General features: G+C 59.8%; 21 protein-coding genes. 6 read left to right on the top strand and 15 right to left on the bottom strand.

Translation table 11 applies throughout. The features are described from left to right. Positions 1 to 48 precede the first annotated feature (48 nt). From QM797_RS05785 to QM797_RS05755, 7 genes are all read right to left on the bottom strand, one after another. Complete coding sequence (locus tag QM797_RS05785) at positions 49 to 501, bottom strand: serine O-acetyltransferase (RefSeq protein WP_283274217.1); 453 nt, start codon at positions 499 to 501, stop codon at positions 49 to 51. After that, positions 491 to 1,675 carry an ArnT family glycosyltransferase gene (locus QM797_RS05780; RefSeq protein ID WP_283274216.1) on the bottom strand — a complete coding sequence of 395 codons (1,185 nt, stop codon included), beginning with the start codon at positions 1,673 to 1,675 and terminating at the stop codon, positions 491 to 493. Before QM797_RS05780 ends, QM797_RS05785 begins: the two co-directional genes overlap by 11 nt. A 125-nt stretch (positions 1,676 to 1,800) precedes the next feature. Then, positions 1,801 to 2,937 carry a glycosyltransferase gene (locus tag QM797_RS05775; protein WP_283274215.1) on the bottom strand — a complete coding sequence of 379 codons (1,137 nt, stop codon included), beginning with the start codon at positions 2,935 to 2,937 and terminating at the stop codon, positions 1,801 to 1,803. Beyond that, positions 2,934 to 4,076 carry a glycosyltransferase gene (locus QM797_RS05770; RefSeq protein WP_283274214.1) on the bottom strand — a complete coding sequence of 381 codons (1,143 nt, stop codon included), beginning with the start codon at positions 4,074 to 4,076 and terminating at the stop codon, positions 2,934 to 2,936. Before QM797_RS05770 ends, QM797_RS05775 begins: the two co-directional genes overlap by 4 nt. Beyond that, positions 4,073 to 5,368, bottom strand: coding sequence for an O-antigen ligase family protein (locus QM797_RS05765; protein WP_283274213.1), 1,296 nt, complete (start codon positions 5,366 to 5,368; stop codon positions 4,073 to 4,075). Before QM797_RS05765 ends, QM797_RS05770 begins: the two co-directional genes overlap by 4 nt. 64 nt (positions 5,369 to 5,432) lie before the next feature. After that, a complete protein-coding gene (locus tag QM797_RS05760) occupies positions 5,433 to 6,179 on the bottom strand; it encodes a hypothetical protein (RefSeq protein ID WP_283274212.1) in 747 nt (248 codons plus the stop codon). A 130-nt stretch (positions 6,180 to 6,309) separates the two neighbouring features. Then, a complete protein-coding gene (locus QM797_RS05755) occupies positions 6,310 to 7,113 on the bottom strand; it encodes a WecB/TagA/CpsF family glycosyltransferase (protein ID WP_283274211.1) in 804 nt (267 codons plus the stop codon). A 313-nt stretch (positions 7,114 to 7,426) separates the two neighbouring features. Here QM797_RS05755 and QM797_RS05750 point away from each other — a divergent pair, with 313 nt between their 5' ends. Further along, positions 7,427 to 8,278 carry a glycosyltransferase family 2 protein gene (locus tag QM797_RS05750; protein WP_283274210.1) on the top strand — a complete coding sequence of 284 codons (852 nt, stop codon included), beginning with the start codon at positions 7,427 to 7,429 and terminating at the stop codon, positions 8,276 to 8,278. A 1-nt stretch (position 8,279) separates the two neighbouring features. Here QM797_RS05750 and QM797_RS05745 read toward each other — a convergent pair whose 3' ends face one another. Genes QM797_RS05745 through QM797_RS05735 form a run of 3 tightly spaced genes read right to left on the bottom strand, consistent with a single transcriptional unit; the run spans position 8,280 to position 12,600 of the window. Next, complete coding sequence (locus QM797_RS05745; RefSeq protein WP_283274209.1) at positions 8,280 to 9,227, bottom strand: glycosyltransferase family 2 protein; 948 nt, start codon at positions 9,225 to 9,227, stop codon at positions 8,280 to 8,282. Further along, a complete protein-coding gene (locus QM797_RS05740) occupies positions 9,224 to 10,483 on the bottom strand; it encodes a glycosyltransferase family 4 protein (protein WP_283274208.1) in 1,260 nt (419 codons plus the stop codon). Before QM797_RS05740 ends, QM797_RS05745 begins: the two co-directional genes overlap by 4 nt. Continuing rightward, a complete protein-coding gene (locus QM797_RS05735; protein ID WP_283274207.1) occupies positions 10,456 to 12,600 on the bottom strand; it encodes a cellulase family glycosylhydrolase in 2,145 nt (714 codons plus the stop codon). Before QM797_RS05735 ends, QM797_RS05740 begins: the two co-directional genes overlap by 28 nt. Positions 12,601 to 12,890: 290 nt before the next feature. On the opposite strand from QM797_RS05735, the gene QM797_RS05730 reads away from it, so the two are divergent. From QM797_RS05730 to QM797_RS05715, 4 genes are all read left to right on the top strand, one after another. Next, positions 12,891 to 14,996 carry a cellulase family glycosylhydrolase gene (locus QM797_RS05730; protein WP_283274206.1) on the top strand — a complete coding sequence of 702 codons (2,106 nt, stop codon included), beginning with the start codon at positions 12,891 to 12,893 and terminating at the stop codon, positions 14,994 to 14,996. A gap of 145 nt (positions 14,997 to 15,141) precedes the next feature. Beyond that, the gene (opgC, locus tag QM797_RS05725; protein ID WP_283274205.1) at positions 15,142 to 16,263 is read left to right on the top strand and encodes an OpgC domain-containing protein; all 1,122 of its coding nucleotides are present in this window, start codon (positions 15,142 to 15,144) and stop codon (positions 16,261 to 16,263) included. Positions 16,264 to 16,418: 155 nt separating this feature from the next. Next, positions 16,419 to 17,654 (top strand): polysaccharide pyruvyl transferase family protein, encoded by a 1,236-nt coding sequence (locus QM797_RS05720; protein ID WP_283274204.1) that lies wholly within the window; start codon positions 16,419 to 16,421, stop codon positions 17,652 to 17,654. Continuing rightward, entirely contained in the window at positions 17,651 to 19,123 is a 1,473-nt protein-coding gene (locus QM797_RS05715; RefSeq protein WP_283274202.1) for a lipopolysaccharide biosynthesis protein, read from the top strand. The genes QM797_RS05720 and QM797_RS05715 overlap by 4 nt, the downstream gene beginning before the upstream one ends. 22 nt (positions 19,124 to 19,145) lie before the next feature. Here the strand turns inward: QM797_RS05715 and QM797_RS05710 are convergent, their stop codons facing one another. Continuing rightward, complete coding sequence (locus QM797_RS05710) at positions 19,146 to 20,135, bottom strand: glycosyltransferase family protein (protein ID WP_283274201.1); 990 nt, start codon at positions 20,133 to 20,135, stop codon at positions 19,146 to 19,148. A 199-nt stretch (positions 20,136 to 20,334) separates the two neighbouring features. On the opposite strand from QM797_RS05710, the gene QM797_RS05705 reads away from it, so the two are divergent. Beyond that, entirely contained in the window at positions 20,335 to 21,462 is a 1,128-nt protein-coding gene (locus QM797_RS05705; protein WP_283274200.1) for a nucleotidyltransferase family protein, read from the top strand. A gap of 14 nt (positions 21,463 to 21,476) precedes the next feature. Here QM797_RS05705 and QM797_RS26290 read toward each other — a convergent pair whose 3' ends face one another. The 4 genes from QM797_RS26290 to QM797_RS05685 all read right to left on the bottom strand — a co-directional run bounded on the left by QM797_RS26290 (position 21,477) and on the right by QM797_RS05685 (position 24,871). Next, a complete protein-coding gene (locus QM797_RS26290; RefSeq protein ID WP_502942293.1) occupies positions 21,477 to 21,770 on the bottom strand; it encodes a lasso peptide biosynthesis B2 protein in 294 nt (97 codons plus the stop codon). Between the two features lie 192 nt (positions 21,771 to 21,962). Next, on the bottom strand, positions 21,963 to 22,124 hold the full coding sequence (locus QM797_RS05695) for a hypothetical protein (protein WP_283274198.1): 162 nt from the start codon (positions 22,122 to 22,124) through the stop codon (positions 21,963 to 21,965). Positions 22,125 to 22,236: 112 nt separating this feature from the next. Continuing rightward, complete coding sequence (locus QM797_RS05690) at positions 22,237 to 23,094, bottom strand: hypothetical protein (RefSeq protein WP_283274197.1); 858 nt, start codon at positions 23,092 to 23,094, stop codon at positions 22,237 to 22,239. Continuing rightward, a complete protein-coding gene (locus QM797_RS05685) occupies positions 23,087 to 24,871 on the bottom strand; it encodes an ABC transporter ATP-binding protein (protein ID WP_283274196.1) in 1,785 nt (594 codons plus the stop codon). Before QM797_RS05685 ends, QM797_RS05690 begins: the two co-directional genes overlap by 8 nt.

Here is a 24,871-nt window from a genome sequence, read left to right as displayed (position 1 = left end):
CACTACTGGACTTCCCCGTTGCGTTCAGTGCCTGAGACCGAGGGCAAGTCAGTCCTCTGCCGGACGAACAGACAGCACCGTGGCCTGCGGCCCCGCTACCGTGGTCCACGCCGGCACATCATTGGTGACCACGGCATTGGCACCGATACGCGCCCCCGTGCCTATTCGCAACACCTGCCCCTTCTTCGAGGACAAGAAGGCACCCGCACCGATCATCACCTTGTCGCCGATCACAACGGTCGGCTCCTCTGCTACCTCCCAGTCACCGGACGCAACGGTCACATTCTGAGCGATCTGAACGCCGGCTCCGATGGAGGTGTTGGGGTGAATGACCACGCCCAGACCCCGGTGCCACAACTGCACCGAACCGTTCAACCGTGCCTCGTAGGGGAGCACGGTATGGAAGACGGCGAAGTTGAGGATCTTCACAATCTTGGCCGGCAGTCTCGAGCCACGTCGGTGCAGTCGGCACGAAAGTGCCCACAGAGCCTCAGGATTCACGTTCGGCCACCTCTTGTTCGTGTGTCGGCCCATCCTCGAACCTGCTCGTTTCAGCCGCCGACTGCATATGGCGAATTCCCGCGAGCACAATCACCACGGCGAGCGCCGCCTCGACGACGAGGATGCTGTCGAGCGGCTGACGAAAGCGGGTACGGGTGAAAAAAATTGCCATGAACGGCGCGTTGATCACGAAGACTGCCAGAAAGACCCACTCGGATCGCAGCATCTTGAGTCTGTGACGCAACAAGATCCGGGTGATCAAACCCACCACGACGGCCCCGAATGCGACAATCGCAACCACCATCTGGACGGCACTTCCACGCCCCTCCGTTGTCGGCTTGTTGTATGGCGCGAAATAGTTGAGGGTCTTGGCGACGTACAGCTGCGCAGCCTCGGCTGGGTTGTTCTCGATCCAGGTCAGTGCCGCATCCCGGAAGTAGGCATCCCTCTCCACTTCGACTAGTTCCGGCGGTGGAATCGACTCCGGCGGATAGACGATGTCGACCCCGGAGCTTCCGGTGGCGCTCGGATTGTTTCCGATCACCAGGTTTTCACCGGAGGTAGTGCTGAAGAGAACCGGTTTCCCCAATTGCTGTTCGTTTCTGGCCGCCCACAGCACTACCGGTATGGCGAAGAACAGGAGCGTCACCGTGGCAAACTTCACCCGATTTCCCCGCTGCTGCCAGAGCAACCACACCCCCGCCAGAAATGCGGTGAACACCAAAGTTGGCACGGCCAGGCTCAGGCTTGCCATCATCAGACCGATGCCAGCCGATGCTTTGAACGAAAGGGGCTTTAGCCCGTTGAGATCGGTTCTGATAGCTGTTGCCCACAACGCCAGCACCAGTAGCGTTGCGAGACCCTGCGGGTAGAGAGTGCCAGCGGTATACACGTTCAGCGGATAAACCAGCATTACCACCGACGCCAAGTAACCCAGACGCGATCCGGTGATGCTCGAGCAGATCCAACCAGCGAGGGCAGCCGCTGCGATCATGAGCACTGCGGACAGCAGAACGAGAATACTCCCGTCGATGCCGAGCAGGACAAAAGCACTCAATATCAGCGGCCACACGGGCGGACGATAGGCACTAGGCCGGCCGTAGATCGAGAACCCACCACCGTCCGCCAGCGATCGTGCAATCGACAGGTACTGCTTCTCGTCGGCATATCGCAAGGGGCTTAGTCCCGAGTAGACCGCGTATGCGACGAGACCCAGTGCGGTCATTCCGAACACGATCGCTATCACTCGACTGGACAGCCACCGCCGCTTCCCGCCCGACGCAGCGATCCTTGACGTCGTCATTGGCCGCGCCCCAGCAATGCGCGAAACTCGTCGGCGCGCATGGCCCAGGTGTTCTTCTTCGCGTACGACGTACACGCGGAGATGACGCCCGGATCGCTGGCCTCCGCCAATGCGTCGTGCACTTCGGAAACGAACTCCACCGAGCTTGCCGCGGTTCGAACGTTCTCGGAATCAAGCCAGGTCATGGACGGCAGCGGGGTCGATACCACCACCTTGCCGCAGGCGAGGTACTCGAAAGCCTTGAGCGGGAAGCTGGAACGGTTGAATTCGGACAACTCGTACGGGATCAGTCCCACCGCGCAATGCTGAATGACGGCCTCGAGGTCGGCTCCCGAGCGCGGCGGAAGCCAGTGAAAGTTGTTGTGTCCGCGCAGTTGCTCGAATTGCTCCTGCTTGGAGAAGGTGGGCTGAACCTGGCCGACACCCACGACGGACACGCCCGATTCCACAACTGCCTGCATCAGATTCAGGTCGATACGATCGGACACCATGCCCACGAACACTGCCCGCGGGTGTGCAACACCGGACAATTCAGCAGGCTCATCCCACTGCCGGTTCGGTATGTGGCATCCGGCAGGAATGATCCGGGAGCGAACACCTCGACGCAGCAGGATGCTGCGCAAGACCGGCGATACGACCACTACGTTGCGCGCCCGACGTATCGTGGAGCGAAAGCGTCTCTGCACCACCTCTGTCGGAATGCCGATCAGGTTCGCCGCAGCGGCGTAATCGTCCTTGATCAACGAAACCGAACGTCGCGCAGGGAAGAGCCGCTTGGTGACTGGATTGACGGCGACGAACACTGACTGGAATCGAAGAGTACGCAGTTTGCCGAAGAGTGCGATCCAGATCTGCAGGGCAATCAGAAGGCCCGACAGCGGGTACAACAATCGCCTGGATCCGAAAGGCAAAGTGGCGGGTGTGAATGTCGTCACTCCAGCAGCGTCGGTGGATCCGAACCCGAACGTACGCTTGCCTTTACCTGGCCTACGCACAAGTGGCGTCGGGGGCTCTACATACAGAACGGGGTTGGTGGTAGCGAGTGCGCGAGCCAATCGTTGGTCGTACAGCTGATGCCCATCGAAATACATCGACGAGAAGATCACCACGGGGCGAACGGATGTCGATGTCACGAGCCCGATCCTGTCAGTCGCTGGATAAGGGGTTCATGGCGTGCGCGCCACGACAGGCTCTGCACCAGGTTCTGACGATCGGGTTCACTCAACCGTCCACGCTCGAGCGCAAGGTTCACCGCGCCCACGTAGTCCCCGCCCGGGTCGACGAGAGTGCACGAGGCTCCGACGAGTGGTTCCGAACCGAAAGATCCCAAATTCGTTGCGACGACTGGATTTCCGCTGGCCAAGTACTCGTAGATCTTCAGTGGAGACATGGCCTCGGTCAGCGGTGTCCGACGGTGCGCCATGAAACACACGTTGGCCGACATCAGGAATGCCGCCACTTCGGATCGGGCGATACTGCCGACGAGTTCGACGCCCGGTATTTCGGCCAGCAACGTTCCGATCTTCGCATCGGCGATCACTCCGGCCATGCGAACAGCAATCCCGCTCGCCGCCAATTTCGCGACGGCAGCGACATCGATTCGATCGTCGATGGTGCCGGCATAGGCCGCCACAGCGGTTCGGGAGTCACCACGACGGGACCGCAAGGACAACGCCCACAGTTCGCGGTCGACCCCGTTGGGAATCACCAGCCCACGTCCGGTCGGCGCGATCCGATCGAGCAGAACGTCTGAAACTGCGTAAACGTCCATGCCGCTCTTGGCGATCTGCTTGTACGCTTCCCTGAGCAGTGGCGCCTGAGCCGATTTGTATGGAATTGCCGATTCGTCGTCCTGGGCGTAGAAGCACACCGATTCGGCCCATTGATGGTCGCCGTAGGCCGCATGATAGATGTTGAACGTCACCAGGGCCGGTGACTGCAGTCGATGCCGCACAGCGCCGAATGCCAACTGCCGGTCGTACATTCGATATCGCCGCTCGATGGCAGCGACCGAAGTAGGAGTCGGTGTAGTGAGAACTGTGGGGCGCACCGATCTGAAGAAGGCTGTGTGTGGGGCCTTATCAGTGCCGGAATGCAAAGACTTCAGTTTGGATGGCAACCCGCGCGGATGATCCGCCACCATCACCCGTCGAATGCGCTCGTCACCGAGGAGCGACAAAATGGTCTGATCGGCAGTGGAGTAGAAGCCTCGACGGACGCTGTCTGCCCACGTGTCCGACACCATCGCAACGACAGCGTCCGTACCGATCACTGTCGGACTCGCTGTGCAACGCCGCGGCGTCCGGCCCAACTTTGCTGCGCAGCAAGATCGGCTGCAGGATTGTCTGTTCGGTAGGCGAGCGACCATAGCAGCCCGAAGACGATGAACAGCAAGAACGCGGCCTGCTGGAAGGCGAACATGTCGAACACTGTGGTGGAAACGACCAGAGACGCGAACGAGCCCGAGAGTGCAAAAACCAGGTCGCGTTCTGCCACCGTCCTGACGTTCCGGAACGCCATTGTCGCGCCGATGATGCCGCCGATGACGATGGCCATGATTCCGAGGACCCCTACGATCCCGCCACTGATGATGGTGCCCAGCCATACATTGTCCAAGTATTGGGTTCGATTGGGCATCGTTGCCGCAAAACCGGAGCCGAGCACCGGGTTCTGACGAAACAGATCACCGGTATAGGCGTAGTCATCGGTGCGGGACGTAATACTGTCGTCCTCCGAAGCGCCGACGAACAGCTTGACGATGGCATCGAACAACTCGGGCACCGAGACATAGTAGATGAGCACCGCGATCCCGAGAAGTATTGCTGCACTGAAGATTTCGCGTACCTTGAGGGCAAAGAGGTAGACGACCGCAGACGCCACCACCGCGACGATCGCGGTTCGCGACACACTGGCCGGGATCGCAAGAATCATGACGATCAGTGAGATACCGGAATACATGCGCACGTTTCGGGTGGAACCGAAACGAAAAAAGTGTGCCGCAATCGGAAACATGGTGGCGACGACGACAGAGAACTCGATGGGATGATCAGAGGTACCCAACACGCGAGTGAACCCGTCCCTGATGGCAAGCGTTTTCTCGACCTTGAGCACGAACCCAGGAGGCTGCAGGAGATACTTGAGGTCGATGTCCGAAACACCCTGAAGCACACCGACAATGGCGGCATACGTCGCACCGATGAGCATGGCTCCGAGCACGTAGTTGCGCGCCTTGGCTGTGGTCACGCGAGTCATGATGAATACGGCGACGCCCACGAATGCCACGGTACTCATCACTGTGCGAAGAACTGTCGCGTCCTGCTCGGTATCGAGTCCGTTCTCGAGAGTGCGGGCAAGGATGAAAACTCTACTGAGGGCGAACAATGCGACAATCGCTACTCCTGCATGGAGCAGACCGTCTCGCGTGAACACAACCTTTCCGTTGACAAAAGTCAGGATTACCAGACCAGCCATGACGTAGGAGAGCATTTTTGCCGGAGAACCGTTCGATTGCAATGGCCCGGCCAGCACGACGACCGTGGGTAGCAGGAAGAGAGTGAGCCCCATGGATGCAGCCAGCCAGGGCTTCCCTTCACTCGAAGCGGGGCCAGGTGCGGGTGTGGTAGATCCGTTACGGGTAGACACGGTCTCGACGATCCTGGTGCGTCTCGGAGTCCACCCGCTCGTCGGCTGGACCATCGGTGTCGTGTGCGCCTATGCCGTCCTTCCTTCGACTACGGCCGATGCGGACGACGATGGCGTCGAACAGTACGGATGCGACGACGGCTCCCGCCAGCCCGGCGACAGCCAACGATGCAGTCTCTCTGGTCCTGCCGGGGAGTCCACCGACCGGCTCGGGAACCGCCGACAACGGGAAGGCAGTGATAAGTCGCGTATCTGGAACGCCTGCTTGGGCCTGAATTCCGCGCAGCGTCTGGTCAGCTTGTTGAGCCACTAGATTGACTGTGTCGAACACGCGTTGCGCGCTGGGCCCCTGCGCGCTCACGACCACGATCGGCAACTGGCCAGCATTGGGAAGGTTGAACACCTCCGACGAGTAGCTCCCAGATCCGCCCGCGGCCCGCACCTGGGATTGAACCGACGCATCCCGAAGACCAATAGCCAGCAGGTTGGCCAGAAGCGATACGCCACCCGCATCTTGAAGACCGTTGGAGACCTGAAACACAGGATCGCTCGGGCTCGATTGCACGGCGACATCTTTCACGCTCGGGCTGACGAGACCAACGGACACGTTCGTGTAGTACTGCGGCTTTACCCCGCTGTAGGCCTGGTACGCAAAGAAGGCAGTGACCAGCGCCAGCGGAATGAAGACGTACCAACGCTTGGCGGTAATTCTCGCTACATCGAACAAATCCACGATCTCAATACCCTTCGCGAGTGACCATCAGAACGCCGAGAAAACTGGTCTGCAGTCGACCGCTGGGACAGTACCCGAATCCTTTGCAGTTCTCAGTACGAGCATTTGTATTTGTGTACAAGCACAACCCTCATCTGCCGAGGGCTACCCGTAACCGAGCCTTCACGGAGAACGCGGCGACGAGGATGAACCTGGGCCCGGTGATCAGGTATCGGTGTGCCAACCGTCTGGGCTCCTGCCCTAGACGAAACACCCATTCGAAGCCGAGGTTTTGGATCAACTTCGGTGCCCGCTTCTTGGTCCCCGCCGCGAAGTCCACCGCGGCACCAGTGCCCAGATAGACCGCACCGGGAAGCAGTTCACGCCAGTGCAGAAACCACGACTCCTGGCGCGGAAATCCCATGCACAAGAACACCAATGACGGCTGCAACTCGGTCAGCCTCAGTACCGCGGCCTTGCCTGCAGGATCCTGTGGCCCGCTGAGCATCGGTAGGTCGACAGCCTCGATGATGGCACCAGGATGTTCTGCTCGGAGACGCTGGGCAGCGGCCTCCGCCACACCCTCCGCTCCTCCGACGAGCGCGATGCTCCAGGACTTCTCCCTAGATAGCCGCGCAGCCATGGGAAGCAGATCCGCACCGGTGTGACGGTGCACAGAACGAACCCCGAGCAGTCGCAGCAAGCCGACGAGCGGCATACCGTCCACGAGACGGAGCGATGCTGCCTCCACAGCCTGCCGTGCCGTAGGAGATCTGTTCAACTGCAGAATCTGATCGACATTGGGAGTTACCACGAGATGCGGATCACCGTCTGCTACCAAGTCACAGATGACATCGATCAGCTCATCCCGAGACCCGGTGAACAGGTCCAGCCGAGAATCGATCTGAGCCGAACCATCTTCTGCGAGAGTTAACAGAGTTCTTGCTTGACCCATTGCCCCCGGTAACCTTTCGCGCGCGAACAATGCATCAGTGTTCGAACCGACAAACACAGCGTGCAGCATCCAGCAATAATCTGATTGAATGAACAGACGAGCCTTCGAGTACGCCGTTGCACCGCTTCGACCATGCGGCCATCCGGATGCGATCTCATTAAACCACCCCCGACGGGTGCCGGCAGTTCTCTAATTATTCGCGTCACTAAACGATTCGCCGTACAAAGCGGAACGTCCCGACGCCTGTCATAATCGCCAAAGCAACTGCCGCGTTGCTCACACCTATCCGAGTTCGAGGAAGCTGCCCACACCGATGCCTTCTGCCGTCGTCATACCTGCCCACAACGAGGCGTCAGTAATCGAGCGCTGCATACGCACCTTGCTCTCGAGCGCCGAGACGGACGAGTTTCACGTCTGTGTGGTGTCCAACGGATCGACGGACAATACCGTGGCGCAGGCGACGTCGGCGTTGCAGGACTGGCCACTCTCGACTGTGGTGGACATTGATATCCCGTCCAAGATCGAGGCCCTTCGTGCTGGCGATCTCGCGACGTCGCACTACCCCAGGGTGTACCTGGATGCAGACATTCAGATGACGACCGAAACCCTGCGGGCCTTGGTCGACGAACTCGAGGCGGCCCACTCTCCGACTGTCGCTGCGCCGAAGCTGGTAGTCGACTGGCGGCATTCCACCTGGCCGGTGCGCGCTTATCACAAGGTCTGGGTCCGCATGCCGTACGTGGCCGAGGGAGTCATCGGCTCGGGCGTCTATGCGGTCAATCGTGCCGGAGGAGACCGGATCGGGGAGTTTCCCGATGTCGTCAACGATGACGCCTACGTACGTGGATTATTCAGCGAGCGCGAAAGGATCAGCACGGCAGGCGAATTCGTCTCCGTCGCCCCGGTGTCACTGCGTGCTCTGATTCGGCGCCGTGCGCGCACCGAATTGGGGAACAAGCAGGTCGATACCATCATCACCGGTTCCGGCAGCAGCAGCACACGCGAGTCGCTCCTGCGAGTAGCGCGGGAAAGAGACATTCGGTTGGCCGAGGTCGTGACCTACGCCGGCATTACCGTCGCCGCGAAACTGCTTGCGGCTTATCGGAAGCACCGGGGCACCGACGGGCAATGGTCGATGGACATGTCATCTCGCAACTTGAGCTGACTCACCAGCCGTCTTTCCACTCGGCGCGGCGCTTCCACAGATCCAACCAGCCACCACCTGTTTTGCGCGTCACCCGTTCCCCGAGTCCCCTGAGGCAGACGCCCGCCTGCAGGAAGGCGGATTCGACCGCGACCATCAGTCCACTGTGCGACTTTCGAATCAGGCTGGCTTTGCCGCGAAACAGCAGAATCTGCTTCGCCACTCTGGAGGATGACGATGCGCCGAGCGCGTGTACGGCATGTGCTGCAGGCGTGACCGAGGGGCGGAAACCCAAGTCCCACGCCCGCTTGCAGAGATCTGCATCTTCGCCGTACATGAAAAAGCGTGGGTCGAATCCTTCGAGACGGTCCCAGAGCGTGCGATCTGCCAGCAGCAGGCAACCTGTGACTATTCCCACTTCACGAACGCTGTCGCGCTTCCACTTTCCCAGGCCTTCCGGGTTGAACACCGAACTGCGGGCGAACACGGTGGACAGCCCAGTAGCGAAGCAGAACAGGCTCCACGTCGTCTGGTGACCGAAGCAGGAACCGTAGTCCAAATTTCCTTGGGGGTCGGTAATTCGTCCACCCACGATTCCGCGGGCCGGATCTTCGTCCAGAAACGCCAACAATTCGTCCACGGCACCTTCGTCGACGATCGCATCAGGGTTGAGCAACAACACGGTTCGGCCCGTGGACTGCGTGACGGCCAAGTTGCAGGCTCGTCCGAAGCCGATGTTCTCGTCCAGGAAGGTCACCTTCGCATCGGGGCCGGCCCAGGACAACAGGTCGTCTCGATCCAACACTGTCGAGGCGTTGTCGACGACTATGAGCTCAGTGGAACTGTGCGCAGCGCCTCCCGGCAACGCGGACAGCGCCTTCTTGGTCCATTCTTCGGCGTTGTAGGTAACCATCACCACGGACACATCGACGGACCCGGCGATGGACTCGGACTGCGTCGACATACTCATTGTGTTTCGTTCTCCTGAATCTCGGCTGGGCGACTTCCGCCCAAGGGGGAAACCATGATCGGTAGATCGACCTCGGGGCGTAGCGCCGTGAGAATGCGACCGGCTACCTGCGGCCACGTGAACAGTCCAGCCCGTGCGCTTGCTCGCTGCCCGCAGCTCCGAGCAGTGGCCGGATCGGACATCGACACCATGGCCTCGAAGATCGCACCTTCGTCGAAAGGATTCACCACGAAGCCTGCGTCCCCGACGAAATCAGCGGATCCGCCACGGTTTCCGGCGATGGACCCTACCCCGACCGCCGCGGCCTCGACGAACACCACACCCCCGGGTTCGTGAACGGAAGGCATCGCGAAGCACGTGGCGCGATCGTAGAGCTCCTTCAGTCGCGCCAGATCGGAAGCATCGTTCCGATACAGGCGACCATGCGTGGTCACACCGTCCTGATCGATCGGTGGATGCCCTCCGACTACGTCCAGGGTTGCTTCCGGGATGCGCTCACGCAGGGAAGCAAAGGCCGCAAGCACGCGGGCACCGTTCTTCCGATTCCAGTCCAACCCGATGAAGAGGAACCTGGGCACGCTCCAATCTCTCTCGACAGTCCGAACCTTCTCGTGCGTCCCCGCCCCCACGACAACAACCCGAGACGGTGGCACGCCGTAGTCACGTATCACGGATTCGGCCGCCCACGTCGTTGTCATGCAACACATTTGCGCGCCGAGATAGATACGTCGCTGCTGCTCGACCCTGAACGCACGATCCGATTCGCGCATCGCCATCCAGACCGGGTACTCCATGGCGACGGCCTGCTGCACGGTCATATCGTCGTAGACGACGTACGGGATGTCGGCCGGGATGTCGTATCCAGTTCCGAGAGCAACGATCGCATCGATTTCCTCGAGCTCTCGGCGACGAGCCAGGACTGCTCCGCGGACCTTCGCCGTCAACTTGGCCAGATGTGCACCGCTGTACGTTTCGCGCGCTTGCGCCGCGGTCGGGACCGATCGACGTGCCACGAGATGAGCAACGGCGTCGACCGCCGCCACTGCTCGATCGATGTTGGTCGGTGGTGCTGCTTTCAGAGCGACCGCGGACAACCCGAGTTCTCGGATGGCCGAGAGCACCCCGAACGGGGTACCGGAGCGCGCCGTCGGGTCTTCCGCGTCACCAGCGAACGCAACGCCTACTCGCATATCGTTCAATGTCCTGTCTCCTGCTTCGAGCACGTCGATCAACCCGGAGAGTGCGAATAATTCCACAGACCGACTCCAGCATCCGGCTGTGGCGAGGCCTCGGAGACATCTGTCACAGAGAACCAGTCGCGATCATCGGCCGCGACAGGCATTCCACTGAACGGCGACGTGTGCCACGCGAGAACACCCACCTGCTGCTCCTGCCAGACGCCCACTGGCCGCCCGTCCAGAAGGCCTTGTTCGTACAGCCCGACGCGCACACTCGCTGAGTCGTATTCAGTGGCCCAATCCTCCACACCGGTCTCCCCCACGAAGAACGGAACTCCGCGTTGACGTGCCTCCGTCACGAACGCGCGCATTCGAGCGGCTAGCTGTTCGTCTGTTATTCGACCGTCCCCGCCGTAATTGACCGGCCAGCGGCTGTACGCGTGAATCGAGAACATTACGGGTCCGTAACCGCGCGCTACACCGAAGTCGTTCATCAAGTTCGGCCCTCGAGAGAGAACGAAGGACTGCTCCGGATCCACCGGGCCGGCACCGATGGTCGCACTGTTCGGAATATCGTTCGCAAAGTTCGCCGCGTCCAGCACGATCGGCGTCCGCGGCGCGACAGCCCTGATTCGGGACAGCATGCTGCGGTATTGCCCCTCCAGTCCGTCCAGGTCGCCGCCTGGTTCATTGATGGGATTGATCCACACGTACGGGTTGTCGGCAAAGATCTTGGCGACCTCGACCCACCAATCGGTCATCGCTTCGGCAATCGACCGTCCGGTCCCGTCGGGGGCACTCCCGGGCGCAGTGTTCAGTAGTCCATCGGTCGAACCGACCTGTCCCTGAGCGCCTTTGGAGAATTGAGAGAGGATCACCACGATTCCGCGCGATGTGTACTCATCCACTATGCGGCGCAGATCGTTGTTCTGAAAGTACAGGTATCCGCCCGATATCGCTCCCCAGTCGGACATACCGCAGCCGATTCGGACGGTGTTCCACCGCCAGTTCTCTGCGGCAGCAGCCGATTCACCGATGACCTTTTCGTTCCAAAAATAGTCCAGCCCGGACATATTGGATCCCACGGGGATGAATGCGCGATCGTCCGGATCGAGAATCGTGAAGCCGTCCGTTCGGAACTCACCATCGAACGGGCGGGCCCGCACCGAGTCCGAGCCCGCGACCCCGATGCCAGCACTACGGGGAGAGCTGTAACCGGCGCGATCGACAGCGATAACGTGCAGGGATGCACCCGCCGCGATTCGATCTGCCGGAATCACGAGGTCCATCCCCTGAATCTGCCTCCCGACGAACGTGTCGCCGGCGAAGACGTTGTATGCGAAAATCGCAGAGGGGTCCGCAGAGGCCCAAGAGACGGTGACTGTGTCCGAATCCTGTTTGGCCTCAATCGAACCGGGTGTCTGAAAGTCGTTGGCCGCGCGCGGCCAGGTTCGTCGATAAGCGCTGACTCGGACGCGATTGAGCGCCTCGCCGATCGCGATCGACGCGTTGGAGTACGCCACCACGAAGTACTCGTTCTCGATGGATGGAAGCACCCCGGTGGCGAAGAAGTGGGTTTCAGGTGCCGCACCACTGACCCGATCCGCACCGAGGACTGCGAGCGGGCGCACCTCGCCTTCCCGAAACAACTGATACTCGGCCGGAGTCGCGCTCCCGTCCCCGGTGGGATGAGCCCATCGGAACTGCACCCCGTTGGACGCCGGTATTGCGATCAAGAAGGGAGGTCGTGAAGCATCGTCGGGAGTCGCGACCTCGCGCACCGACTGACCCGTCGGAGCCGACTGACGGCCGTCGGTATCGATCGTTCGCACGAAGAATGCATGTGTTCGATCGTCCGCGAAGCCGTCGAGAGTGATCCGTGTCTTGTCAGTCTCGAGCTGGAGTTCGTCGTCGACGTACACCTGATACCTCGGCACTCCGGACGAGACCGAACCTGCGGACCACGTGAGCGTCAGGACCGATGCAGCACTGACAGCAGTAATGAGCTGGGTCGGCGGCTTCAGTGGATCGAACAGTGCGGCTGCGCTCTCGCCCACATCGCCCTGTTGAGGAATATCGCCTTGATCGTCCGACGAACACGCGCCCAGTAGAGGCAAGGCAGCAGACACGGCACCCATCTTGAGAAACTGCCGTCGCGTCGGTCCGCGCTTCGCCGCTCCGGAGTTGTTCGTCATGGAGTCCCATCGTCAAAATCACACGGGTGCGTTTGCCGCAAACATTCCCGGTGCGAAGCCTGCTATCGAAGCGATCCTAGGGGATTCGTCGCATGAGCGCGTTCCTGCGGTGATCAGAGGCACCGGACCCCCAACGAAACAAACTCTGAGTGCCCGGCAGATCACAGATCGTCTCGATAGCGTTGATGACAAGAGTTTCCGTCATATTTAGGGCAAATAACAAAATTGCCCGAGAAACGAGACCGATCATCTTGGACCAATCACGAATTCCAGGTCTCCACGAACATCGTGTGAGCAGGCGTACATTTCTGGTCTCGGCACCGGTTGTCGTCGGAACTTTCGGACTGGCAACGCAGTTCGATACCCCAACGGCAGACGCCCAACCTGATGCTGGGCTCGCTCTGTTGTCGGATTTCGAGGGAGCGGTCCCGCCGACCCAGATAACAGTGAAGTGCACGGTGCCCGGGACGTTTGCGGTCAGCTGGTCGCCCGGCTCGATTCCTTCGGGATCGATACGATGCAACGTGTACCTGGACGGCATGTTGGTCGCCACGTCGTGGGGCGTATCGGCCACCATCGCCGGGGTCGACACCACAGAGGTCCACAATGTGGAAGTGGCAACGTTGACCGCGGACAACGTCGAGTCGGAGCGATCATCTGGAGTGATCAGAACCGCTGTGCCAGATGATGATTCCAGCCCTATACCAGCCACTCTGTTCGCCCTGAGATCTTTCGGTGGTGTCCAACTGCGGTGGGTACACGCCGGCCCCAACCGGGACAGAAAACCTGCTCAGTACATTGTGCGGTCCACGGCCGACGCGAGCCCGTTGGCAGTGCTGCTGGGTGACGCAACGAGCTGCTTCGTCACGGGCCTTCCAGTGGGTATCGAGTCAGAACTGTTCCTCGAAAGCTTGGACACGGCCGGGGCTGTGATTGCGGAAGCACGTAATCGCGTTCGGGTCACTCCGTATTCGCGAGCTCTCCTCAACGACTACTCGGCACCGACGGTTCCGACAGGCGTGTCGGCTGTGAGCGGCAGAAGCGCGCTTCGCGTCTCCTGGACCGCGTCGGCGGACTCCGGGTCAGGGGTACTCGGTTACAAGGTCTACGCAAACCAGTTGTTCCGGGGTCAGGTCGAGGGCGCGACGACCCTGGTCATCGCCGGATTGCAGAATGCAGTCACTCATCGAGTCACCGTGTCGTCCTACGACCGCGCCGGCAACGAATCGGCGCAGTCCGCGCAGACGAACGCCATCCCGTACTACAGCTCACCCGTGATGCAGCCGCCTGCGCAGCCGACCTATTTCAAGACTCAGAAGAACAAGATCATCGACCCGGCTGGGCTCCCATACGTCCCCATCGGTGCGAATCTGAATGGACCTTCATTCGTGTGGAACGACGACACGCGCGGTCGGTCGGCAGCTGCAGCCGACCTGTGGAAGTGGACATGTATTCGGTTGAGTACCGGAAACCGAGATTACGAATCCCCCCAGGGCTACACCTATTTCAACAACAATCAGCTCGATGCCATCGTGAGCGAGTACACGGCCAAGAAGATCGTTGTCATGACCGCCCAGCATTCAGCCGTAGGCGGCGGCGGTGCCGGCTCCAACTTGCCCACGGCCGCGGGGTCCTCGGGCGATCCGAGCGGACGGTCGTCGGAGCAGGCGTCTATCGACTGGTGGGTGGAAGTCGCCAAGCGGTATCGCGACAATCCGTACGTCTGGTTCAACCTGATCAACGAGCCCGGCCCCAATCAGGCGGAACTCGACGCTCAGTATCGGCGGATGCTGGCTAGAGTACGCGCGGTGGCTCCACGCTCGACCATCGTTCTTGACGCCGCCTCTTTTGCGAACGACATTCCTACGTCCACGACCATCGGCACAGGTGCCTTAAGTGAAGTCGACTCTTATGTACTGTCGCGCGGTCCCTCGATTGCCGCAGACTTCGGACCCAGCAAAGGCTACGGACCGATAGTTTTCTCGGTTCATCTCTACGCTCGGTGGGCGGTCAACTGGGGTGGGGCAGGATCGACTCGACTTACGGACGAAGAGTTCGGCAACCGTGTCCGCGATTACTGCCAGCGGGTGGCCGCCAAATCGTTGCCGCTACTTATCGGCGAGATCGGAGTAGAGGCATACGCATTCGACGCTGACAGCCTGTGTGTCAAAGCTGGACTGTATGAGCAAGGTTCGGTGGTTCGGAACGGCGTAGTGACAACCACAGGGGTGCTCGTGGAACAAGGCGTGGGCGTGCTCGCCTGGCACGCTGCCCGGACGAGCGGCATGTCGGTAGCCAAGCCTTCACTCAACTGGTGGACGGCCGACACCCGAGACAAAGCAAATCCGGCACCGCACGCGGGTGCAGGTTTGTGGGACTACTCGCATCTGATCTGAACGCATTCAGCCTGCATTTTCTTCAATCCGCAGCCTGGACCGGAGGTTTGCTTTGGCAAGAAGCCAGGCATGCTGGTCCCACAACGGGTTCATACAAGTGATTGCCCCTCCCGGGAGAGACGGCTGCACTGCCAATTCTCCGCCGATGCGTGACAATCTAGAAATGACACTTGAGTCCGCTACGGTCCGGCGACCCGGCCGAGACCAGGCCATCGACGTGGTGCGTGCGCTGTGTATCGTTAGCATGACTTTCGATCACGTCGCGCGCGGAAGCATTGGGTGGCACATTACGCACGCTCCTGTTTGGTACACCGGCGCCATGGGTTTTGTGCTACCGTCCGGCCTAGTCGTGGGTATGGTGTACCGGGGAATCGTAGATCGAAATGGCTTGAGATTCGGCCAACTCAAGGTCCTGCGTCGCGCGAGACTTGTCTACATTTCGCACGTCTTTCTTTGCGCACTCGCTTTTTTCATGGTTGTCCTATTTCCGTCGCGGGCCGCGGCGTCTGCCAGTATCGATGACACAGGAGTTTGGGGGGCGATTTGGCGGACGCTCACTTTGAATATTAACCCCCCAAATGCGTCCATTCTATCTCTCTACGCCATCCTGCTGCTGCTCTCGGTAGGTGCCATATGGTTGCTGAAACGCGGCCAATGGGGAGTCCTGGTAGCGCTTTCTTTGCTACTCTACTTCCTGGCACAGGTCTCCCGGGACACCTTTACTTTCACACGCCGCGCAGGCGGCGACGGCTCAATAAACTGGGGCACCTGGCAGACATTATTCTTCTTGGCGCTCTTAGCCGGTTGGTATTGGCAGTCGTCAAAAATCCAGGATTTTTTGCGGTCTCGTCGAACACTGCTGTTATCTGCCGCAATTTCACTTGTCCTGATTCTTTCTGGACAAGCTTTTCGCTTAGGAATGTTGGACAATAGCCCCTTATACGGGATCGTGTTCAACATCTTCGGGCGGCCAAATCTAGGCCCCGGATCGATCGCAATGGCATTCCTGTTTACATTCGTTACGTATCGTTTGTGCGGCAGTCTATGTAACAAATACCCGGGACCTTTGGGGTTGACAGCAACCATTGGTCGGCGCAGTTTAGACTGCTACCTGATCTTGTCGATCCTTGTAATTATTGAGCCGATCCAGCCGGAAGGTGCTTTGATGGCAATCTATCCGATTCCAGTACTCGCAATCATGCTGACATGGTGCCTGATCCGCGACCGAAGGGGCCTAGCCAAAAGACGCCAGAAGCTCGAAGCGTGATAAATTTGCACCGGGGTTCGGAACACTTCGGGCTCTCCAAATTTAAAGCCAGGTACACCTACTTCAACTTTAATTGCGATCAGACCACAAATTGCCCCCGAATCTGTCCGCGTTCTTCGCAACGACTGACCAACCACGAGTTGGAGATCCTCTAAATGCCATCGCTCAACCGCGACTCGATTCGCGATGCTCTCGAACTGGTCGCCGGCATTGCACTGGCACTGGCCATCCGTCCCGTTCGTCTCATCACTCGCAGGCCTGCAGAAGCCAGATGTCACATCCTTGTTGTTGGACCTGGTTCTGGAAGTGTCGGCGACCAAGCAATGTTCGAGGCCTTTGCCAACAACGTCTCAGGCAACGTTGTTGTTCTGATGCGCGACGCAACCGTCCTCACCAACGGCAACACCCGCCAGCCAGACGGATCCAGCTTCATCGAAATGCCGTCGCTCCTTTATGGGAACCTTCCCAACTTCCTCAAAGACTTGGTGCGCACCCTCATACTGACGATCAAGAGCGACACGGTTTCCGTCGTGGGTGCCGACGTGATGGACGGGGCTTATAGCCGGCGCGCATCGATCCGGCGGTTCCAAGTCCCTTTCATCCTGAGCTTCGCCGGGCTCGACGCACGCGTTCTAGGATTTTCGTGGAACGAGAGCCCACCCGAGGACGTGACTCGCAAGATGAGAGCAGTGTCGAAGCGGGTCGCCCTCTATGCCCGTGATCCTTTGTCCGCGGAGCGGTTGCGAGCCAATGGCGGTCTCAACGTCCACATGGTTGCTGATTTGGCGTTCCTTGTGCAAGGAGATCCAGCGGCCATCGAGCAACAGGACGGTCTTGAGCTGTGGCTCCGCGAGCAGAGGCAAGCGAAACGCACTGTCGCAATTGTGAATCTGAGCTCCACCCTGGCCGGCAAGTTTGACCAGCTCGGCCTTTTCGTTCCACTGATTGCGGGCAAGCTGGACAACAATTTTGCGTTCATTCTTCTGCCCCATGATTCTCGCGGCGACCAGAGTGACGAGAAGCTGGCGGCAATCGCGCACGAGATGCTCGACTTCGACCCGCGAGTGTTCGTCGTCAACCACATAGTCCCTCCTGCTCATGTCGCTGGCATCGCATCCAAAGCCGACTTCGTCCTAACAGGACGCATGCACCTCGCTATACTCTCCGCTACCGCCTGTACGCCATCGTTGTCTATCTCCTATCAGGGAAAGGTGGAAGGGCTCTACAGGATGCTGGAACTTGAGCACTTCACGGACCCGAAGACGCTGGATGCACACGAGCTCGACAAGGCATTCGACGCGCTAGCCGAAGACCATGCGACAGCGCGGACTGTTCTGGAACGAACCACCGAACATGCGAAGCGACTCGCGAGACTGAATGTGCCCCAGTGACCGAATCAACGACGTCGCACTCTTTGGAGCGATGGGACCCGCCAAGGGACGACCTCGGACGTGCCGCCCGCGCAGGGGTTCGCCAAACGACTCTGTTTCGCATTCTCAGCCTTGTAGTGCAATTCGTATCGGCTGCAATACTTGCACGGTTGTTGGGACCGGCGGCATTCGGCACGATCGCGCTGGCAACGTTGGTGACCGCCTTTGCCACGATCTTCAACGATATGGGTATCGGCTCCGCCATAATCCAGCGAAAGAAGCTTGATGAACCTACGTTGACAACCGCATTTCTTCTCAACGCTGCTGCGGGCGTTGTGCTGGCGTCTGCCATCACCGCGGCGTCCCCGTGGCTCGCCGACTTCTTCGAGTCACCGGATCTTCGATTCATCCTTCCGCTGTCATCGTTAACCCTTGTTCTATCGCTGAGCCTGGTACAGCGCAGCCTGTTGCAACGGAAGATGAACTTCGGCGCGGTGATGGCACTTGATTTCATGTACGGGATTATCTCGGCAATCGTCAGCGTCGTTCTTGTTCTACTCGGCATGGGGGTCGAGGCAATCCCTATAGGCGCGATCACTGCGACCGCGATCTCGAGCATCGCAGCGGCAATATGGTGCCCCTGGCGACCCCGACGGCGACCGACCTGGGAATCTACCAAGTCACTGTGGGGCTACTCCGGGCACGTACTGGCCTTTAACATCCTAAATTACTGGAGCAAGAACATTGACAACCTGCTCGTAGGCAAATTCCTGGGAGATGTATCGCTAGGCTATTATTCGCGCGCCTACAACTTGATGCAGTTGCCAGTGACGAACTTGAATCGGGTATTGTCGACGGTATTGTTTCCGGCATTGAGTTCTTTGCAGACAGAAAAAGAGCGCTTTCGGCGTGGGTGGTTACTGAGCTCCCAAGCCGGCCTAGCGGTGGGATTTTGGGTAGCGATAGTCACCGCTGTTGCATCGCCCTACCTTATCGAGGTGCTCTACGGAAACGAATGGCTGCCGATGGCAACCACATTGACAATCCTGATGATCGCAACCCCTGCTTACATTCTTTCCAGCAACGCATCGCCTATATTCCTGGCTCTAGGAGCAACTCGCCTGCAATTCAGACTCGGCTTGGCTACCGCCGCTCTACGCGTAGTGTCCATTGTCATTGGATTGCAGTTCGGCTACGTCGGGGTGGCGGTCGGAATCCTGGCCAGTGGATACCTCAATCTCGGAATTACAACCTGGCCGGCGATGCGACTAGCCGGTATAACCGTCCGATCGCTGGCGAACAGCCAGGTGTGGATCTTGGCCGCTGCCGCATTTGCAGCCGTCGTAGGAATAGCAGCACGGACGCTAACGCACTTCGCACCGTTGATCAGTTTGGTTCTGATCGGCGCAACAACGTCTGTCGCATTCTTCTCTGCCTTGTTCATCTTCGACAAGTCACTCATTTCAGCACTGAGAAATCGAAAGAACTGACACTCGTTCTCCAGTCCTGGATTCAGAGTGCCGTAGCAGACCTGTACACTTCAGCCGTCGCAGAGCCGATCAGCTTCCATTCTCTACTGCTGAGATCCGGTGCATCGGACCGCTTATCCGAGGAAACTTGCTTCATGGCATCGGCCAACTTCTCGACATCGAGGGCTCCAGGGTAGGTGTAGATCCATCCCTCGCCTATCTCTGCCTGCAACTCGGTCGCGAACACACCCTCGGGCACCACGACAGGTCTGTTCAGTGACAGAGCCAGGAACAAGCATCCCGAGTTGTACAGCTCGTCGTAGGGCAAGACCACAACCTCGCATTCGCCGATCTCCTTGGCCAATGTCGCTTCCGACGCATGTCCAGCAATGACGGTGAAGCGAGGGTCTTCGGCGCTGAGTTCGGTCATTTGCCTGCCCAGTCCTGCGTCCAGGATCTTTCCGACCACGTGCAAGGAGGCTGCATCCGAGGAAATGCCCGCGAAGGATGGGAGCAGTTGGTCCAATCCTTTGTAGTCGCGGATCAACCCGAAGTTCAGGACCCGGCCTTGAATACTCTCAGGCACAGAAAATTTCGAGTACCAATCACGATAGTGCCCGTGCGGGATCCGAACACTCCGGGCGTGCTCGATACCGTCGCGATCGGAGTTCATTCGCATGACCGTGACTGTGACGTTGTCCAGAGCGCCACGCAGCAGCTTCTCCACGGCGCGTCCACGGCCACCGCGAACCGATCTGTTGTGAAACGTCCGAACCACCGGTGTGCGGGTCAGGCGAAGTCTCAGTAGCAACAACGACAATGCGGCCCACTTGGTTGCAGTCTGCAGTCGGCTCCTGCCTGCGATCAGCGAATCCACCCAGTGCACATGGAAGACGTCGTATCGACCGAGCAATGCAGTGCGCCACGAGAAGAACAGGCACTCGATGTCGTTCGGGAGGCTCGACACAGTGAGTTGCAGAAATGGATTGTCGTCGCCCTTCGGCTCATTGAACGACTGAAGCACTCGAACCACCACACAACACCTCTCGCACATGCCCCGGACCGATCGACGACACCGCACCATCACAGCGTCGGCAACCCTCAGTGAAAGTTAGCCTAAAACCCAACCAGCTCCGGCGCTCGTTGGGAACATCCACGGCCGGAGCTCACGCGTTCGATCCAAAGACCCCAATGACAGCGCACACCTTCCTGTCTCCTGGTTTACTCGGACCATGACTTCCCCGGCGCGGTCCAAGCGCGCCGCACGCGATTTGCTGCTCGAGACCATGAGGGCAGGCACTGCCGGTCAGCAACTCCCCGAGGTGCCGTCTGCTCTGGAGCCGAACTTCGTCGAGTGCACCCTCCGATCCGGACTCGGCTCCGTGATCGCACACACCATGCACGCTCAGGGCTCGAGCGTTCCAGCCGGACTTGCCGAGTCTATTCGGCCCGTCGCCGCCAACCACCTGCTACATCTTGCCGTGCTGAACCTCGTCAGGAACGTGTTGACGACCGCTGATGTGCGATGGCTGGTATTCAAAGGCCCCGCCGTTGCCGAGGCGCTGTACGAAGTACCCAGTGCGCGTGCGTACTCCGATATCGACATACTGATCCACCCCGCAGATTTCGAGCGCGGACTCGAGGCACTCCTCGACGGGCCCGCTCGCTTGATCGATCAAAATTGGAGCTTGATCAGCGAGCGCGATCAAGGCGAGATCACCCTCGCAGTGGGCTCGACGGTGATCGACTTGCACTGGCACTTCTTCTCCTCCGCTGCTACGCGCACGACGTTCGCGCTCGACATTCGCCGCACATTCGACCACGCAATCTCGACCAAGCTCGGCGGAGTCGAAATGACCACCCTCGACCCGATCGACACGATGATCTTTCTCGCGACGCACGCGATACTGTCCGGCGGGCATCGCCTCAAGTGGATGTACGACTTCCACCGTGCAGCAAATGCTCTCGAAGCATCGAGAGCAGAGGTCGATCACAGGATGCGTGAGCACAACGTAGAACTGATCGTCTCCGTCATGGCGTCGAGAACGGCCGCCTTCCTCGATGGCGATGCGCCGATCACCCACGTACACCAACCCTGGCTTGCCCTGAGCCGACTGGCGTGCAAAGCCGCCCCGCCGGAGTCCGAGTACCTGAATGCGTACACGGGGCGTGCGTTGTTCAGCGCAACCCGAACCACAACTACAAACAGCGCTGCGCAGTTCATGCGCAACGCTTTTCGGCTCGTCCGCACCGGCTCCAACCGCCGCAGCCACGTGGTCGATCGCAGTATTCTGCATCTACCAGGCGGAACCGAGGCCGATCGCCGCCGGTGGCTGGACATGGTCGCATCTCACGGGTAACCGGACTGGCTGTATCACCTGCGGTTCGAGTGGTCCGACGGTAGCGGAGCCGGCAGCCGATGGATGATCGAGTACTGGGCAAGCAGCTTCTTGTTGGTCTCGTGATCCAGCCACGCATGCGCTTTGAAATCGGAGCTCTCTTTGCGGACTCCAATGATCACTTCGGCATCGACACCGTGAGATGCCAGCCACCGCTGTTTGACGAGCGAACGCTCCAAACAAGTGGGGCTCAATCGACGCAAGACGGCGTCTACCCCGCGACGGCTTCCGGCTGGCAGTGACGCCGGCGCTCGCACCTCGGTATTCACGCCTGATGCCGGCAGAGCCTTGCGTGTCTCGCGGCAAGCCTTCGCCGCCCACAGTGCAGCTCGTATCACCTGCACACTCAACCTGGGTAGGCGTGGAATTGCTTGGTATTCCTTGAACGTGAGTGTTCCCAACACATCTCCCGGAAGCAGCAGAAAGCCCGGCACAAATGATGCCGGACTTTCTGCTTCGTATTACGAGTCGACGGAGACCGTGATGTTACCGGTCAGGCCGGTCAGGGTGGAGAGGACGTCAGAGCCGCCACCCGACTTGTCGAACGTTCCCGAGCCGCCCTGCAGCGTCATTGCGGAGAGCGATCCCAAATCTGAGATCTGAGGTGCGGAGTACTGTGCCATTTTGCTTTTCCTTTGGTTTGTGCCGGTTCCGACTAGCAAATACTAACTTTCGGTTCGGTTCGACCCCAGCCCGTTGTGTTACAACCGTATGTCCCGAAACTAGTGAGCAAAACTAACGTACCGCCGTGGATCCAGCCTTCGTTCGGAACCTCTCGACCGAGCGCATGAGCGACTGCATGGCCTCATCAACGTGTCCCCAATCCTTGGGTCGCCTGAACTCGAACGCGGGTGCCGAGATCGAATTGAGCCACGGCACCTGATGATTCTGCGCCACGCTGATTCCACGGTTGGACACGAGCGTGGCCACTCGTTCCTGCGCCGTCATCGATCGGACCGAAGTATCGCCCCACTTCAACGCAATCCACCCACCCAGTGGAGCTGTCGTCCCGCCGTCGCTGAGCGGAACACGCCAGCGCCGACGCGTTCCCACAACCCCGATATCGACACCGATACCGAAATGCTCCGCGGCACCTTGCCTCAGGTCGATGCATCGCGGCCCAGCGAGTACTCGATGCCCGTCGGTCACGACCAAGTCATCGGAGAACACCTCGATACCGTTCGACACACACCAGCCCAGGAACGAACTCTTGCCGTGCTCACGCTCCCCCAGCACTCCCCAGGCGTACCCGGCAGAGTCGAGAAAGACACCGCCGTGAAACACCAAACGTTGGTTCCACTCTGCGACCATCAGCGCTGTCGACGCGAGCAACGGGTGGACGTAGGCGTCTCGGACAGGAATCTTTCCCTGCACCACCGTTGTTCGAGACAACACTCGATCTATATGAACGTAACCGCGAGGCTGGGTGTACAACGTTGCAGAGTCGACCGAGACTTGTTGTGGTGGACGTTTGATCACTGGGTCGGCATCGATCTCGAACGACCAGGGAATCCAGTCGTCCGGTGCCGGCTTGAGCAGGTTCTGCCCAGGGATGCCCGGCAACTTCAATCCGTATGCACCAAGTTCAGTCATCGACAGTCTCCATCGAATAGGCAGTGGACTGCAGCGTGAACAGATCCGCATACTTACCGCCGAGGCGCATCAGCTCACGATGGCTGCCACATTCCACGACACGGCCCCCGTCGAGAACGTAGATACGGTCGGCGTGTTTGACATTGGAGTAACGGTGAGAGATCAACAATGCGGCCCTTCCATTAAGCACGCGGCGGACGTCGTTGAACAGCTCGTTCTCCGCCCGGGGATCCAACGCTGCGCTCGGCTCGTCGAGGACGATCAGCGAGGAGTTCTTCAACAGTGCGCGCGCCAGTGCCATGCGCTGCCACTGTCCACCCGAAAGATCGAGCCCCTCATCGAGATCTCGGCCCAGCATGGTGTCGAAGCCCGATGGCAGTGACGCAATGGTGTCCGTCAACTGAGCATCGAACGCGGCAGTATGGACGCGCCCGGGATCGGCGCTCGACTGCCCTGCCACATCGATGTTGTCGGTAACACTCAACGAAAACTGGGCGAAATCCTGGAACACCATGGTGACGCTCGCTCGAACACGCTCGCGCTCGAGGGGCACCTCGTCCCATCTGACCTCACCGGAATCCGGCTCGTACAAGCCTGCGACGATATTGGCCAGAGTCGTTTTGCCCGAACCGTTCTCGCCCACCAGAGCCACTACCTCGCCGCGGTCGATGAACATGTCGATGTCGGCAAGGGCAGCATCGTCCCGTCCCGGATAGCGGAATTGCACATCGGACAGCGTCAGACGATGTTGGAGGGTCATGGGCTCGGCCCTCCCCGCCGGCGAAGTACGTTTGCGGAGGAATCGGTTGAGATCCGACACGAATGGGGCCGACTCTGTCAGGGCGCTGAACGAGCTGTAGACCGAACTGAGCTGGGATCCGAGAATCCTCACGGCGATGGCTGCCGCTCCGGCCTGCGGCAGGGTCAGGAGCCCTCGGTCGAGCATGTAGACGATCACCAACAGGACGGCAACCAAGCTCAGCGCCGAGCCCGCCGTCTGCACCAGCGCCAGCTTGGTTCTGCTCGCAACCTGCCCTTTCAGACCGTTACCCACGACGGCGTCGAGCGCCGAATGTCGTGATCGGAGGTTGGGGGCGGCACCGAAGGACCGGATCTCGGCCGCGTACTCCCGATGTGTCAGAACCCGACGAAGATATTCACGACGCATGAATGCGGGAGTGAGTCGCCGGGAGAACGCGAACTCGGAGCGAGAGGCCAAGCGAGAGACGATGACTGCAGGTACTGCCCCAAGGAAAAGAATCGGTGCCAGCACTGGTGCGATGCTCATGAGCGCGATCAACATCGCTGACACACCCAAGCCGGCACCGATGAGACCGAACACGCTCTTGGTCATCGGAAGCGGACGCGTCATACCGCCGCGCTCGACATTCGCGTACTCGGTGATGAAGCCCGGCTGCTCGTAGGTCATCAAGTCGACATTCGTGACCACGTCGAGCACCTTGTTCCACACCAATTGGCTGACCCGCTCGCCTAAGAGTCTCTCCTGCTGTCCCCTGATCACAGCAATACTGCCGGTGACGGCCGTGACCAAAGCCAAACCCAGCAGTGGCCACAGCAGCTGCTGGGGGGAGGTGGCACCGTCATCGAGGATGCGCTCGAGCAACACCTTGCCGATCACAACTGTTCCGATGGCGGCGAGTGCGCCGACGATTTGAAAGAACCCGGTACTGACAGTGCGCCGCGGATCGGCCCGAAACGCCAGTCCAAGGGCGAACTTCGTAGACCGAAAAGCCTCGCTGGCAAAGGATTCTGCCAT

It is taken from the genome of Rhodococcus sp. IEGM 1381 (genome assembly GCF_030056795.1).
Classification (GTDB): Bacteria; Actinomycetota; Actinomycetes; order Mycobacteriales; family Mycobacteriaceae; genus Rhodococcoides.
The sequence above is the reverse complement of the archived record's forward strand: the minus strand, read 5'-3'. Positions and strand labels throughout refer to the sequence as shown.

Coding starts and splice junctions, on each gene's coding strand:
- QM797_RS05765 (WP_283274213.1), bottom strand. CDS start 5,368: ATGGGGCTCACTCTCTTCCTGCTACCCACGGTCGTCGTGCTGGCCGGG.
- QM797_RS05755 (WP_283274211.1), bottom strand. CDS start 7,113: ATGGGTCAAGCAAGAACTCTGTTAACTCTCGCAGAAGATGGTTCGGCT.
- QM797_RS05750 (WP_283274210.1), top strand. CDS start 7,427: ATGCCTTCTGCCGTCGTCATACCTGCCCACAACGAGGCGTCAGTAATC.
- QM797_RS05745 (WP_283274209.1), bottom strand. CDS start 9,227: ATGAGTATGTCGACGCAGTCCGAGTCCATCGCCGGGTCCGTCGATGTG.
- QM797_RS05735 (WP_283274207.1), bottom strand. CDS start 12,600: ATGACGAACAACTCCGGAGCGGCGAAGCGCGGACCGACGCGACGGCAG.
- opgC (WP_283274205.1), top strand. CDS start 15,142: ATGCGTGACAATCTAGAAATGACACTTGAGTCCGCTACGGTCCGGCGA.
- QM797_RS05720 (WP_283274204.1), top strand. CDS start 16,419: ATGCCATCGCTCAACCGCGACTCGATTCGCGATGCTCTCGAACTGGTC.
- QM797_RS05705 (WP_283274200.1), top strand. CDS start 20,335: ATGACTTCCCCGGCGCGGTCCAAGCGCGCCGCACGCGATTTGCTGCTC.
- QM797_RS05695 (WP_283274198.1), bottom strand. CDS start 22,124: ATGGCACAGTACTCCGCACCTCAGATCTCAGATTTGGGATCGCTCTCC.
- QM797_RS05690 (WP_283274197.1), bottom strand. CDS start 23,094: ATGACTGAACTTGGTGCATACGGATTGAAGTTGCCGGGCATCCCTGGG.
- QM797_RS05685 (WP_283274196.1), bottom strand. CDS start 24,871: ATGGCAGAATCCTTTGCCAGCGAGGCTTTTCGGTCTACGAAGTTCGCC.